The organism is Devosia sp. 919, from assembly GCF_013185965.1.
Classification (GTDB): Bacteria; Pseudomonadota; Alphaproteobacteria; order Rhizobiales; family Devosiaceae; genus Devosia.
Map to the genome: position 1 here is coordinate 126,986 of NZ_JABAOL010000003.1, position 13,353 is coordinate 140,338.

General features: G+C 63.1%; 12 protein-coding genes and 1 pseudogene. 6 read left to right on the plus strand and 7 right to left on the minus strand.

The features are described 5' to 3' along the window. The first annotated feature begins 330 nt into the window (after positions 1–330). The gene (gene secA / locus HRQ64_RS19005; protein ID WP_127754593.1) at positions 331–3,072 is read left to right on the plus strand and encodes a preprotein translocase subunit SecA; all 2,742 of its coding nucleotides are present in this window, start codon (positions 331–333) and stop codon (positions 3,070–3,072) included. A 56-nt stretch (positions 3,073–3,128) separates the two neighbouring features. On the opposite strand, the gene aztD is transcribed toward secA, so the two are convergent. Next, entirely contained in the window at positions 3,129–4,322 is a 1,194-nt protein-coding gene (gene aztD / locus HRQ64_RS19010) for a zinc metallochaperone AztD (protein WP_172125683.1), read from the minus strand. Positions 4,323–4,682: 360 nt separating this feature from the next. Here aztD and HRQ64_RS19015 point away from each other — a divergent pair, with 360 nt between their 5' ends. Continuing rightward, on the plus strand, positions 4,683–5,111 hold the full coding sequence (locus HRQ64_RS19015) for a VOC family protein (RefSeq protein WP_172125685.1): 429 nt from the start codon (positions 4,683–4,685) through the stop codon (positions 5,109–5,111). Here the strand turns inward: HRQ64_RS19015 and HRQ64_RS19020 are convergent. The 5 genes and pseudogenes from HRQ64_RS19020 to HRQ64_RS19040 all read right to left on the minus strand — a co-directional run. Then, the gene (locus tag HRQ64_RS19020) at positions 5,101–5,748 is read right to left on the minus strand and encodes a hypothetical protein (RefSeq protein ID WP_172125687.1); all 648 of its coding nucleotides are present in this window, start codon (positions 5,746–5,748) and stop codon (positions 5,101–5,103) included. The genes HRQ64_RS19015 and HRQ64_RS19020 overlap by 11 nt on opposite strands. A gap of 88 nt (positions 5,749–5,836) precedes the next feature. Beyond that, positions 5,837–6,847, minus strand: coding sequence for a murein L,D-transpeptidase family protein (locus tag HRQ64_RS20530; RefSeq protein ID WP_206524653.1), 1,011 nt, complete (start codon positions 6,845–6,847; stop codon positions 5,837–5,839). A 148-nt stretch (positions 6,848–6,995) separates the two neighbouring features. Continuing rightward, the gene (locus HRQ64_RS19030; protein WP_127754590.1) at positions 6,996–7,949 is read right to left on the minus strand and encodes an acetyl-CoA carboxylase carboxyltransferase subunit alpha; all 954 of its coding nucleotides are present in this window, start codon (positions 7,947–7,949) and stop codon (positions 6,996–6,998) included. Positions 7,950–8,093: 144 nt separating this feature from the next. Continuing rightward, positions 8,094–9,005: a site-specific tyrosine recombinase XerD gene (gene xerD, locus HRQ64_RS19035; protein WP_127754589.1), complete on the minus strand. Its 912-nt coding sequence runs from the start codon at positions 9,003–9,005 to the stop codon at positions 8,094–8,096. 134 nt (positions 9,006–9,139) lie between these two features. After that, a pseudogene (locus HRQ64_RS19040) lies at positions 9,140–9,274 on the minus strand (histidine kinase); the annotation flags it as partial. Between the two features lie 142 nt (positions 9,275–9,416). Here HRQ64_RS19040 and HRQ64_RS19045 point away from each other — a divergent pair. Together HRQ64_RS19045 and aroB are read left to right on the plus strand one after the other, a co-directional pair. Further along, on the plus strand, positions 9,417–10,001 hold the full coding sequence (locus HRQ64_RS19045) for a shikimate kinase (RefSeq protein WP_172125689.1): 585 nt from the start codon (positions 9,417–9,419) through the stop codon (positions 9,999–10,001). A gap of 2 nt (positions 10,002–10,003) precedes the next feature. Continuing rightward, a complete protein-coding gene (gene aroB, locus HRQ64_RS19050) occupies positions 10,004–11,116 on the plus strand; it encodes a 3-dehydroquinate synthase (RefSeq protein WP_172125691.1) in 1,113 nt (370 codons plus the stop codon). A gap of 191 nt (positions 11,117–11,307) precedes the next feature. Here the strand turns inward: aroB and HRQ64_RS19055 are convergent, their stop codons facing one another. Beyond that, complete coding sequence (locus HRQ64_RS19055; RefSeq protein WP_127755353.1) at positions 11,308–11,586, minus strand: BolA family protein; 279 nt, start codon at positions 11,584–11,586, stop codon at positions 11,308–11,310. Between the two features lie 44 nt (positions 11,587–11,630). Between HRQ64_RS19055 and HRQ64_RS19060 the strand changes: the two genes are divergently transcribed. Then, complete coding sequence (locus HRQ64_RS19060) at positions 11,631–12,260, plus strand: DnaJ domain-containing protein (protein ID WP_127754586.1); 630 nt, start codon at positions 11,631–11,633, stop codon at positions 12,258–12,260. A gap of 92 nt (positions 12,261–12,352) precedes the next feature. Next, positions 12,353–13,336 carry a cobaltochelatase subunit CobS gene (gene cobS, locus HRQ64_RS19065; protein ID WP_127754585.1) on the plus strand — a complete coding sequence of 328 codons (984 nt, stop codon included), beginning with the start codon at positions 12,353–12,355 and terminating at the stop codon, positions 13,334–13,336. Positions 13,337–13,353 lie beyond the last annotated feature (17 nt).

Sequence of the window (13,353 nt, forward strand, 5' to 3'; positions counted from 1 at the left end):
GCCTGCCTGTCATGGCTTAGCGGCCAAAATGTGCCGCCCAAGGGGGAAGCGTCGGGGATGGTTAAGGCTCCATGACGGACCCGTTTTTACTGAGCCGCGCGCAGATGTGGCCGATTTCGCCGAAGTTGACAAGGCAAGGGGGCGCTCTTACATCTCAGCCGCATTTTACGGCATGCTTTCGGTGGCCAGAATGGCTGATGACGCATGCGCGAAACCCTCGGGGCCAGCTGGCTCCACATCGTGCTATAGAGGCAAAAGATGATCTTCTTGCCCCTGCGCGGACCGCAAACGGCCCTTCGCGCCACGATGATCAAACAAAGGACGATCTAGATGGCTCTTGCTGCACTTGCCCGGCGGCTTTTCGGTACCGCGTCCGATCGGCATGTGAAGCGGTTTCATCCCAATGTCGCTGCCATCAATGCACTGGAATCCGAACTGGCGGGACTTTCCGATGAGGCGCTGCGCGCGCGCACCGAGCAGTTCAAGACCCAGCTCCAGAATGGCGCCGATCTCGATGACCTGATCGTGCCCGCCTTTGCTACCGTGCGCGAAGCCTCCAAGCGCGTGCTCGGCATGCGCCACTTCGATGTGCAGCTGATCGGCGGCATGGTGCTCAATGACCGCTCCATCGCCGAAATGCGCACCGGTGAAGGCAAGACGCTGGTGGCAACGCTTCCCGTCTACCTCAATGCGCTGACCGGCCGGGGCGTGCATGTGGTCACGGTCAACGACTACCTTGCCCGCCGCGACGCCGCCTGGATGGGCCAGATCTACAATTTCCTTGGTCTCTCCTACGGCATTATCGTGCATGGCCTGACCGATGCCGAGCGCAAGGCCGCTTATGCCGCCGACATCACCTACGGCACCAACAACGAATTTGGCTTCGATTACCTGCGCGACAACATGAAATATACGCGCGCCCAGATGGTGCAGCGCGGCCATGCCTATGGGATCGTCGACGAAGTGGACTCCATCCTGATCGATGAGGCGCGCACCCCGCTCATCATCTCGGGTCCCTCCGAAGACCGCTCCAATCTCTACGTCCAGATCGACGAGATGATGGAGCTGATCGGGGAGGACGATTTCGAGCTCGACGAAAAGCAGCGCTCCGCCACCTTCACCGATGCCGGCATCGAAAAGCTCGAAGCCCGGTTGGCTGAAGTCGGACTGCTGAAATCTGAATCTCTTTACGACGTGGAAAACGTCGCCCTGGTGCACCACGCCAACTCGGCCCTGCGCGCGCACAAGCTCTTCCGCAAGGACAAGGACTACATCGTTCGCAATGATGAAGTCGTCATCATCGACGAGTTCTCGGGCCGCATGATGCCTGGCCGGCGGTATTCGGAAGGCCTGCACCAGGCGCTCGAAGCCAAGGAACACGTCAAGATCCAGCCGGAAAACCAGACCCTGGCCTCGATCACCTTCCAGAACTATTTCCGCCTGTACGAAAAGCTCGCCGGCATGACCGGTACGGCCGCCACCGAAGCGGAAGAATTCGCTGATATCTACAAGCTCGATGTGGTGACCGTCCCCACCAATCTGCCGGTGCAGCGCCAGGACGACGAAGACGCCATTTATCGCACCGCGGCCGAAAAGTTCGACGCCATTGCCGATATGATCAAGCAGTGCCAGGAGCGCGGCCAGCCCGTCCTCGTGGGCACGACCTCGATCGAAAAATCGGAAATGCTGGCCGAACTGCTGCGCCAGAAAAATGTCGGCGCCATGAACGTGCTGAACGCGCGCCACCACGAGCAGGAAGCTCAGATCGTGGCCGATGCCGGCATGCCCGGCGCCATCACCATTGCCACCAATATGGCGGGCCGCGGCACCGACATCCAGCTCGGCGGCAACCTGGAAATGCGCATCGAAAAGGAAGCCGAGGGTCTCGAAGGGGCCGAGCGCGAAGCCAAGATCGCCGAGATCAAGGCCAAGATCGCCGAAGACAAGGCCAAAGCCATTGCCGCGGGCGGGCTCATGGTGATCGGCACCGAGCGCCACGAGTCGCGCCGCATCGACAACCAGCTGCGCGGCCGTTCGGGCCGTCAGGGCGACCCTGGCCATTCCGCCTTCTTCCTGTCGCTGCAGGACGATCTGATGCGCATCTTCCCGGTGGATTCCATGGATTCCATGCTGGGCAAGCTCGGGCTCGAACAGGGCGAAAGCATCACCCATCCCTGGGTCACCAAGGCCATCGAGCGTGCCCAGGGCAAGGTCGAAGCGCGCAACTTCGACATCCGCAAGAACATTCTCAAATATGACGACGTGATGAATGATCAGCGCAAGGTGATCTTCGAGCAGCGTCTCGAGATGATGGATGCCGAGGATGTCAGCGATACCGTGCGCGACATGCGCCACGATGTGGTGGAAGCCATTGTCGCCAAGGCCATTCCCCCGCGCTCCTATCCCGAGCAGTGGAATGTCGAGCAGCTGACCGCCGCGGCCAAGACCTATCTCAACATCGATGCACCGATCGCCCAATGGGCCGAGGAAGAAGGCATCGACGCCGAAACGGTCACCGAGCGCCTGATCAAGGCTGCCGACGACTTCTTTGACGCCAAGGAGCAGCGCACGCTCGAAGCCATGGAAGCGGCCGGCACCCCCAATCCGACCGTGATGCGGCAGGTCGAAAAGTCCATTCTGCTGCAGTCCATCGATGGGCTCTGGCGCGAGCACCTCGTCACCCTCGATCACCTCTCCAAGGTCGTGGGCTGGCGCGGCATGGCCCAGCGCGATCCGCTCAACGAATACAAGCAGGAAGCCTATGAGCTGTTCCAGGCGCTCCTGACCAATCTGCGCGAACTGGTGACCACCCAGCTTTCCCATGTCGAGCTGCAGATCCGCCCGCCCGTCTCGGCGCCTGATCTGAGTGGCTTGCGCGAAACCCATATCGATCCGCTGACCGGCGAAAACGACGCCGATGGCGACGACACCTTTGATGATTCCCTCGGGGCCACCGGCGAGGATCCCTCGCTCAAGCCCCTCGACCCCGCCCTCATGGTCGGCGTCTCCCGCAATGCCCCTTGCCCCTGCGGTTCGGGCAAGAAATTCAAACACTGCCACGGCGCTTTCTAAGCCAAAGGCCCGGACGCAAGTCCGGGCCTTTTTCGTTCACGGCGTCTGCGTCGGCCCTAGTGGGTGTGGCCTGAACCGCCCACCGCCACGATGTTGAACGGTGCCCCTTCGAGCTCGATATCGAGCTCAAGCGTGAAGCTCTCGGCATCCACGACATGGATGCTGCCGGCCAGCGGATCGGTCACCGCGATTTCACCGCCTGCCACGGCAATGCGCGGGCGCGGCAGATCCCATTCCCCATCCATGGAATATGGCTCAGTCAGCTGCAGCGACCGCGTCAGCTCGCCCGATACCACGTCCAGTTCGCGCAGCTGCCCGTCTTCGGTGAAGATATAGGCGAATTTGGGCGTGCCTGGATTGACGGCAAAATGCACGCGGCGGGTCGGCAGGTCCACGAGGCGGAAAGCATCCTCACCGGCACTGGGATCGATCAGCACCACCTGGTCGGCACCATAATTGCCGAGGAAATACTGCAGGCCGACACCCCCAAGCAGCGTAGTGGCTTTGCCTTCGGGCAGAGCATCGCTATAGGGCAGGAACTCGACCACTGGCCCCGTTGCGGCGTCCTTGGCGATCAACAGGCCCGTTGCACAGCCAACAGCCAGCAGATTCCCTGATGTTGCTTCGCCGTGCAGGTCGGGGCAGTCGTGTAGCTCACCCACTTGGCTGCCTTGCCCATCGACGACCAGCAGGCCCGTCCGCCGCTTGTCGGGATCGTCGGGGTTGGAGGCAGAGACCAGCAGATAATCCCCCATCTGCACGGCCAACCCGTGATGGGGCGCCGCAACCTTGTATTCCCGGGCCTGCGGCTTTCCGTCCAGCCAGGCGCCTTCATCGAGCACGCGCACCATACCCTCTTCGTCAAAAAAGAGGGCGATCTGGCCGTGATGCTCCACGAAGTGGGACGGCTTGTCGCCGGTCACCCGCGCTTGCACCAGCGCCGGGGCTTCCACCGCGATGTCGCCATGGTCACCATGGTCCTCAAGGGCAATGCCGCTGCGGATCGCGGCAACTCTGTCGGCGCTGCCCTGCACCGCAAACACGCCGGCCTTGCTGCCGGTGGCATAAAGGCTTGCCGGTCCCTCAACCGCGAAGTTTGCCAGCACTTCGCCATCGGCCATATCGATCACCGCGATTTTCGGTTCGGCATGGTCGGCCACAAACAAGCGCCAATGGCTCTCGGTCTGTGCCAGCACCGGCAACGAAACGGTAGCCAGCAGTCCCGCCAGCAGAAATGAAAATGGACGCATGCGCTATCTCCTGTTCTGTTACAACATAACGCACGTAACGTAATGTTGTTACACTGGCAAGACACTGATGCATCTGTGGAGAGGGCCATCGGAGTTCACCCCCTCGGCTCTCGCCCTCCCTCCCCCTTGAGGGGAGGGCCGGGGAGGGGGTCGTCGGGTCATGCACCAGAAAGGCCGCTCAACCCTCGCACCGCCCCCGCAGTCGACACCCTCCCCCTTGAGGGGAGGGATCAAGGGTGGGGGTTCAGGCTTCTCCGCACATGCGAAGCCGGGGCCCTCGGGCCGAGACATCCACCACATCCCCGGAACTTCGGTCGAAAAACCGCGTTTGCGCGCCTGTCAGCCTCAGGAGTGTTTGCCATGCTCGACCATTCCGGCTTTGTTGTTGCCGACCTTGCCCGCAGCAGGCGCTTTTATGATGCGATCGCCCGGGCGCTTGAGCTGGGCACCATCGACAACGGCCCCAATGCGTTCCTGCTCGGCAAGAGCGCGCAGGAGCCCATTCCCTATCTCTGGATCGGCACCAGCCGGCCGTCATACTGGGCCGAGGGCTCGCGCCCCGGGCTCAACCAGATGCATTTTGCCTTCCGCGCGCGCAGCCCCGCAATGGTGGATGCGTTTTATCGCGCGGCCCTTGCCGCCGGCGGTACCGACCACGGCCCGCCCGGTCCACGCCAGGGCGCAGGGGAATATTACGGCGCCTTTGTGCTCGATCCCGATGGCAACAATATCGAAGCCTGCTTTCGCGGCGTCGACTTTACCCGTGCCGAGCCTGAGTTCAGCAGTTGACGCGCAATTCGGCGTAGCCGGTCATGCCACCGGCGCCCGAGGACACCACCGCGACGGTGCAGGTGGTGCCGCGCAACAGGGCATTGCCGCCATTGGGAATGGTGGTGCCGTCCGCCAGCGCCACATAGCCCGCTTCCACGGCGGCAACATTGACCTCGGCGCCATTGCCGCAAATGGGGTAGTTGTCCCCGCCCGTGACCAAAAAGCGCGTGCCCGCGGGCATGCAATCGCCCCCTGAGGCAGCAGTGGCGGCGGCGGGCGCGGCGTCGGGCAGCGGCGGCAGGGCGCCAGCCGGAGGCGTGTTCGCGCTTTGGTTGCGCCAGTCTTCTTCCAGGATCGCCAGCCGGTTGGACAGTTCAACCAAGGGGTCTTCCCCCGAGGCTGCTGCAGCCGCCGGCGGGCTGGCCAGTTGCTGGTTGAAGAGCTCCAGGCTCACCCGGATCTGGGCGATGTCGCTCGACATGCGCCTGATGTCGCGCTGGGTATCGGTGTAAACCCAGGCGGAGGCGGCGATGGCGCCCACGGCCACAAGGCCTGCCACAAAGCTCAGCAGGCGCTCCCCGCCAAAGCGTTGGCGCGCGGGGACCGGCGGCAGGGGCCGCTCGGCGGGCTCGGGGGTGGCAACATCGTCGTGCAAGTAACTTATCCTTCGTGGCCCATCGCTTCGGGGCATGCGCCAAGAGCGTGCCCAAAACATGACGGGAGCGTCACGCTCCCGCCGGGGCCTAGACGCCGGCGGGCTTGGTCAGCGGAGCTGGTGCCGCAGCGCCCGAAATCGCCGGCTGGGCCGGTGCCGCCCCGCCGCCCAGCACACTGCCGACCCCGCCGAAAAAGCCGGTCACGGCGCCGCCAATGGCCTCGCCGCGCGCCGCAATGGCGGCTTTTTCGGCGGCTTGCTTGTCGATCAGCGCCAGCGCATCATTGATCTTGGCGTCGGCCGCCTGCTGTTCGGCCACCAGGGTGGGGTGGGTGGTGAGCACCGGGCAGGGGCCGAGCGGATCGAGCGGGCCGCTGGTCATGGCATTGAACACATAGCGCTGTTCGCACACATCCCAGGATGGGGGCGTCTTGTTGAACTCAAAGAAGTCATAGCCTTCCTTGATGTTCTTCCAGAAGGGCAGGTGCTGGTTGGTGGCCTGCTTGGCCAGGTTGGCCGCCGTCATCTTGAACGGGAAGATCTGCACCTGGAAGGCGGGATTGCCGCCCTTGAAGCTTTCGCGCGCCAGGGCATAGATCTCGGCCATGTTGCCATCGGTCATGGCGTAGCAGCCCACCGACTTGCAATCGCCATGCACCATCAGATTGGAGCCGCTACGCCCAAGCGCGCGGTCGAACTTGTTGGGAAAGCCGGTATTGAACGCAAGGTAGTAGGCCGATTTCGGGTTCATCTGGCCGGGCGTGACCGTATAGAAGCCTTCGGGGCTTTGGCGGTCGCCTTCCTTGAACTTGGGCCCCAGATCGCCCGAATAGGTGCAGATCTCGTAGCTTTTGAACAAGGCGAACTGGCCGGTATTGGTGCGCTTCCACACCTCGAGCGTACGTTCCTGCTTGAAGATGCGCACCACCATGGCTTCGCCGGGCGAGGAGCCTATGGCGCGTAGCGCGGTGACGGTGGCAGCAGCGAGGGGCTGGTTGTGGCGGTTGTCGCCCTTGATGAAGCCGCAGCCGGCGAGCGCGAGACCCACCCAGAGCAGCACCACGACGGAGCAGAATTTGCGCAGAAAATTGGCGGTCACAGCAGGCAGCCCATACAGCGGAACACGGGGCTAGCCTTAGGCCTGCTTGGTTACCGCGCGGTAAGAAATCATGGTTAACCCGTTCTTACCACGCCCGCAAAGGGCCCGAACAGGGGCCCTCTGCGGTCAAGTCGGCGTGATCGTCCCCTTACAGGGCGGTGCCGATGGCGAGGAACTTTTCGCGCCGGTGTTCGCGCACTTCCAAACGGCTGCGACCGCTGAAATCATTGAGGAAAGTGCTGATGGCGGTGCGGGTCGCATCCATCACTGCCGCCGGGTTGCGGTGCGCGCCGCCCGCCGGTTCAGGAACGATGGCGTCGATCACGCCAAAGCCCAACAGATCCGTCGCGGTGATCTTCATATTGGTGGCCGCGTCCTGCGCCTTGGCGGCATCGCGCCACAGGATCGAAGCGCCCCCTTCCGGCGAGATCACCGAATAAATCGAATGCTCGAGCATCAGCACCCGGTTGGCCGTGGCGATGGCGATGGCCCCGCCCGAGCCGCCTTCACCGATGATGATGGCGAGGTTGGGCACGCCCAGTTCGAGCGATTTTTCGGTGGAGCGGGCAATGGCCTCGGCTTGCCCGCGTTCCTCGGCGCCGATGCCGGGATAAGCGCCGGCCGTATCCACGAACGAAATCAGCGGAATGTTGAACCGGTCAGCCATTTCCATGATGCGCACGGCCTTGCGATAGCCTTCAGGGCGCGCCATGCCGAAATTGTGCTTGATGCGGCTATCGGTGGAGTTGCCCTTTTCCTGGCCCATGACCGCAACGGGCTGGCCGTTGAAGCGCCCGAACCCGGCCTGGATCGCGGGATCCTCGGCGAACTTGCGGTCGCCCGCCAGCGGGGTCCATTCGGTGATGAGGCTGCGGGTATAATCGGAAAAATGCGGACGCTGCGGGTGGCGCGCGATCTGCGTTTTTTGCCAGGGCGTCAGGCGCTTGTAGATGTCGAGCAGCGCTTCTTCGGCGCGAGCCGACAGGCGCGACACTTCCTCGTCGATGGAAACGGCCTGATCGCCCGCTGCCAAATTCTTGAGTTCGGCAATCTTTGCCTCGAGGTCGGCGACCGGCTTTTCAAAATCGAGATAAGTCTGCATCCAACCTGCCCGTTAGGGGTCAATCTTTGACCCATGCCAATGGGCCGCTGCTGTTGCGCCCCAAAGTGGCCGGAAAGTGGCGAGGGCGTCTGTCTGAGTCAAGCGCCTTCGCAGCAGGGGGCCGCTCGGAACGCCGTGAAAGGTTTACGATCCGTCTGCCATTGGGTGGTGGGTTTCCACCAGATGGCGCAGTTTTTCGTCCAGCACATGGGTATAGATCTGGGTGGTTGAAATATCGGCATGGCCCAGCAGCATCTGCACCACGCGCAGATCGGCGCCACCCGCCAGCAGATGGCTGGCAAAGGCGTGCCGCAGCACATGGGGCGCTACCCGGCTGGCGCTGATCCCGGCCCGCGCTGCCAGCCCCTTGAGATCGCGCGCGAACACCTGGCGCGACAAATATCCCTCGGCGCCGCTCGCAGGAAACAGGAACACGCCCGGCTCAATGGTCTTGAGGTAAGCCTTGATCGCATCGCGTGCGCGATCATTGAGCGGCACGACGCGCTCCTTGTTGCCCTTGCCGCGCACGGTCAAAAAGCTGGCGTCGCGCATCACCGCCGCGCGCTTCAAACTCACCAGTTCGCTCACGCGCATGCCGGTGGCGTAAAGCAGCTCCAGCAGCACATAAAGCCGCAGGGCCGCGGCCTGCTTGGGCGCGGACGCCTCGGTGTTGGCTTCCGCTTCAGCCAAGGTCAGAAGCTTGTCGATCTCGGCGATCGACAGCACTTTGGGCAGGGCGCGCCGGCTTTTGGGGCTGGCGATAATGCGGGTGGGGTCGTCGGCCCGCAGATTGTCGGCGCACAAGAAGCGGTGGAACTGGCGAATGGCCGATAGGCGCCGTGCGCTCGAGGACGCCGACAGCCCACTTTGCTTGAGATGATCGAGATAAGCGGCGACTTCTTCGCGCTCCCCCGTCAGCAGCGTCTTGCCCTTGCCGGCCAGAAAGCCGGCATAGTCGGACAGGTCGCGCCGATAGGCATCGATCGTGTTTGGTGCCGCGCCCCGCTCGGCGCTCATCATTTCGAGAAACGCGCCGATCAGATGGGTGCCGCTCATGGGCTGGCCGGGGCCTCGGCCGGTGCAGCCTCGGCCGGTGCAGCATCCGCCGGTGCAGCAGGGGCGGGCTCGGCGGCTGGGGCGGGAGCTGGTGCGCGGGTTTGCCCCGGCAGGCCGGGCGCGCTTTCGCCCAGCAGCTCATTGGTGGGAATGCGGATCGTGGTTTCCTTGGGTGCCGGCTTGACGCTGAGGACCAGCGCGAACATGCCTGCATAAGCAAGGCCAACCAGGATGAGCAGGGTAACAAGGAGGCGGATCAGGGTGGGCATGGTTGTCCGGAATCTGTTCTGGGCGCGGGCACAGTACATGAAAATACCGGCAAATGCTTTCGATCTGGTTGGGAGCGTTGCTCGCTTCTTGACAGCGGCCGTCTCGCCCGCTTGATAGCGACCACCACATGGGGAGCCCCTTTTGTCCCGATCCACTGCGGCCAACCGGCAGGCCCAAGCCCAACTTCTTGTCGAGCTGCTGGATGGCAGGCCCCTGGCTCTCGTAGGCATGATGGGCGCAGGCAAGACCACTGTCGGCCGGCGCCTCGCCAATCGCATGGGCCGCCAGTTCCTCGATAGCGACGAGGAAATCGAAAAAGCCGCGCAAATGAGCATCCCCGAGATTTTTGCCCAACGCGGGGAAGCCGAATTTCGCGCCGGGGAAACCAGGGTGATTTCCCGGGTGCTCAAGCATCCCGACCTGGTGCTGGCCACGGGCGGTGGGGCTTTTGTGCATCCCGAAACCCGGGCCGTGCTCAAAAGCGAAGCGGTTTCGGTCTGGATCAAGGCCGATACGGACCTGTTGTTCCAGCGCGTGTCGCGCCGCTCCAACCGCCCGCTGCTGCAAACCGCCAATCCACGTGAAACATTGGAGCGGCTCGTCGAGGAGCGCTACCCCATCTATGCCGAGGCCGATGTGACCGTGGTATCGCGCGATGTGCCCCAGGAAACCGTAGCCAGCGACCTCGTGGAAGCCGTGCTCGCCTATCTGCAGGAAAAGCCATAGCCATGCCCGCCATCGCCCATACCGTTCATGTCGCCCTGGGCGAGCGTGCCTATGATATCCTGATCGGGGATCGCCTGCTCGAGGATGCCGGCGCCATTCTCGCCGAGCGTTTTGCCGGGCGCCGCTTTGGTATCGTCACCGACGCCACGGTCGCCCAGGCGCAGCTGCCGCGCCTGCAGCGCAGCCTTGATGCAGCGGGTCTCCTTCACACCCCCATCATCGTGCCGGCGGGCGAGGGCAGCAAATCCTGGACTCAGCTCCAATATGTCACCGAAGCCATTCTTGCCGCCCGGCTCGAGCGGGGCGATGCGGTGATCGCCCTTGGCGGCGGGGTGATCGGGGATCTCGCGGGCTTTGCCGCCTCCATCGCCCGACGCGGCATGGACTTGATCCAGATGCCCACTTCGCTCCTCGCCCAGGTCGATAGCTCGGTCGGGGGCAAGACCGGGATCAATTCGCCCCACGGCAAGAACCTGATCGGCGCCTTTCATCAGCCTCGCCTGGTGCTCGCCGATCTCTCCACCCTCGATACCCTCGCGCCCCGGCAATTTGCCGCCGGTTATGCGGAAGTCGTCAAATACGGGCTGATCGACGACGAAGACTTCTTTTTCTGGCTCGAAGCCAACCGCGCCGAAATTTTCGCCGGCGGAGCGGCCCGGGGTGAAGCTATCGCGCGCTGCTGCCGGCACAAGGCCCGCGTCGTCATCGAGGACGAGCGCGAGCAGGCCGTTCGGGCGCTGCTCAATCTGGGGCACACGTTCGGCCATGCGCTGGAAAAGGACACCGGCTTTGGGGATCGGCTGCTGCATGGCGAAGGGGTCGCCATCGGCATGGTGTTGGCGCACGCCTTTTCTGCCCGTTTGGGCCTCGCGCCGTCGCAGGACACCGGCCGGGTACAGGCGCATCTGCAGTCCGCGGGCCTGCCGACGCGCTTGGCCGATATCGCCGGGGGCGTCGGCTCCACCGAAACACTGATGGCCGCGATCGCGCAGGACAAAAAGGTCTCACGCGGCGCTTTGACCTTTATCCTGACCCGCGGCATCGGCCAGGCCTTCATTGAACGAAATGTTGATCCAGCTGCCGTGGCGCAGTTTTTGGACGATATGCGGGGCTGAGGCGTCCCGTTTGCTGTGGCCGGTTGCGGCGGAACGCTGGGCGTTCCGGTGCCAAGCGCACTGGCCCTCACCCTCCCCTTGTGGGGAGGGACGGGGAGGGGACTTCCAAGCTAAAAGCTGCGCTTTTGCCCCAAAGCGCTCTTTCAAAACGCAAGAACCCTTTCCATATGGAGGGTCCTCCCGCTACAATGCTAGCCCTTGTGATTTCCATCACTGGGCAGCACTTCGATGGCCAGCGCATGGACCCGGCTCTTGAGCTCGGCATCCAGCGCTTCCATAACGGCGCGGTGTTGCGCCACGCGAGGCTTCCCGTCAAACTGCCGGGTCGCGATTCTGACACGAAAATGGGTTTCACCCCCCTCCAGCCAACCGGCATGACCGCGATGCTTGTTGGATTCGTCGATCACTTCGAGGAATTCGGGTGAAAAGCGGTCGGTAAGCTTGGCTGTTATGGTGTCTTTAAAGGACATCGGGCTGAGGTTTCCATTGGTTTGAAGCAAAGTAACTAGGCGCAATGAAATCGCAATCCAAGCTCTTCGACCCCATCCGCATCCGGCCGCGTCGCGAAGCCAAGCCCGAACCCGTGGCCCAGCTCTGCGATTGGGAAGGCTGCGAGGAACCCGGCACCCACAAGGCCCCCAAGGGCCATGGTGCTGAAGGGCAGTACCACCATTTCTGCCTGCAGCATGTCCGTCACTACAACACGGCCTTCAACTTTTTTGCCGGCATGGAAAAGGACGCGCTGGAAGAAGCGCTCCATACCCCGCCCAAGGCGGAAAGCCGCTCGAGCTTTGCCACCGGCCAGCCCGGTGTGCGCGGATCGCGCGCTGCCAGCGCGGCCGGTATCCGCCCCGGCGACAAATATGGCGACCCGTTCGGGGTTTTTGCCCGTTATCGCCACCGCCAGGCCCAGACCCCGGCGGCCGAACGCGTCAAGCCCACCAATGAGCTCGACAAGCGCGCCCTTGAAACCCTGGGGATCATCGGTCCGCCCAAATCCGAAGAAATCAAGCGGGCCTACAAGACCCTGGTCAAGATCCACCATCCCGATGCCAATGGTGGCGACAAGTCCTCCGAAGAGCGGCTGCGCACCATTATCGCGGCCTATTCCCATCTCAAGAAATCGGGGTTCGTCGCCAAGTAGTTCGCCATGGCTCGGGCTACCGCCTCGGGCACAATGCTGCTATAGAGCCGCCGCATCCTTCCTTTGCCGTTCCATCTGCCCAAGAGCCCGCCATGAGTGAATTCACCAACCTGCCGGACACCCAATACCAGGCCCGGGATCTTTTCGGCATCGACACCGACCTGACCGTGCCCGGTTACGCCCAGCGCACCGAGCATGTGCCACCGGTTGATCCCGATTACCTGTTTGATCGCAACACCACGCTCGCGATCCTGGCTGGCTTTGCCTTTAATCGCCGCGTCATGGTGCAGGGCTATCACGGCACCGGCAAATCCACCCATATCGAGCAGGTCGCGGCCCGCCTCAACTGGCCGCTGGTGCGCGTCAACCTCGATAGCCACGTTTCGCGTATCGATCTCGTCGGCAAGGACGCGATCGTGCTCAAGGACGGCAAGCAGATCACCGAGTTCCGCGACGGCATCCTCCCCTGGGCGGTGCAGAACAATGTCGCTCTCGTATTCGACGAATATGACGCGGGCCGCCCCGACGTGATGTTCGTGATCCAGCGCGTGCTCGAAGTCGCGGGTCGCCTCACCCTGCTCGATCAGAACCGCGTGATCGTGCCCCATCCGGCATTCCGGCTGTTTGCGACCACCAACACCATTGGTCTGGGCGACACTTCGGGCCTTTACCACGGCACCCAGCAGATCAATCAGGGCCAGATGGACCGCTGGAGCCTTGTGACGACGCTCAACTATCTGCCCCATGACAAGGAAGTTGGCATTGTTCTGGCCAAGAACAAAACCTATGCCGAAAACGATCGCGGCAAAAAGCTCGTGTCCAACATGGTGCGCCTCGCTGACCTCACGCGCCAGGCCTTCATCAATGGCGATCTGTCCACGGTGATGAGCCCGCGTACCGTCATCACCTGGGCCGAAAACACCCAGATCTTCGGCGGCGATGTCGGCTTTGCCTTCCGCCTCACCTTCCTCAATAAATGCGACGAGCTCGAACGCCCCGTGGTCGCCGAGTTCTACCAGCGCGTGTTTGGCGAAGACCTGCCCGAAAGCTCCGCGAACCTGGCCGTCACGGCCTGATTTTTCTGCCGGACGGC

Coding starts and splice junctions, on each gene's coding strand:
- secA (WP_127754593.1), top strand. CDS start 331: ATGGCTCTTGCTGCACTTGCCCGGCGGCTTTTCGGTACCGCGTCCGAT.
- aztD (WP_172125683.1), bottom strand. CDS start 4,322: ATGCGTCCATTTTCATTTCTGCTGGCGGGACTGCTGGCTACCGTTTCG.
- HRQ64_RS19015 (WP_172125685.1), top strand. CDS start 4,683: ATGCTCGACCATTCCGGCTTTGTTGTTGCCGACCTTGCCCGCAGCAGG.
- HRQ64_RS19030 (WP_127754590.1), bottom strand. CDS start 7,949: ATGCAGACTTATCTCGATTTTGAAAAGCCGGTCGCCGACCTCGAGGCA.
- xerD (WP_127754589.1), bottom strand. CDS start 9,005: ATGAGCGGCACCCATCTGATCGGCGCGTTTCTCGAAATGATGAGCGCC.
- aroB (WP_172125691.1), top strand. CDS start 10,004: ATGCCCGCCATCGCCCATACCGTTCATGTCGCCCTGGGCGAGCGTGCC.
- HRQ64_RS19055 (WP_127755353.1), bottom strand. CDS start 11,586: ATGTCCTTTAAAGACACCATAACAGCCAAGCTTACCGACCGCTTTTCA.
- HRQ64_RS19060 (WP_127754586.1), top strand. CDS start 11,631: ATGAAATCGCAATCCAAGCTCTTCGACCCCATCCGCATCCGGCCGCGT.
- cobS (WP_127754585.1), top strand. CDS start 12,353: ATGAGTGAATTCACCAACCTGCCGGACACCCAATACCAGGCCCGGGAT.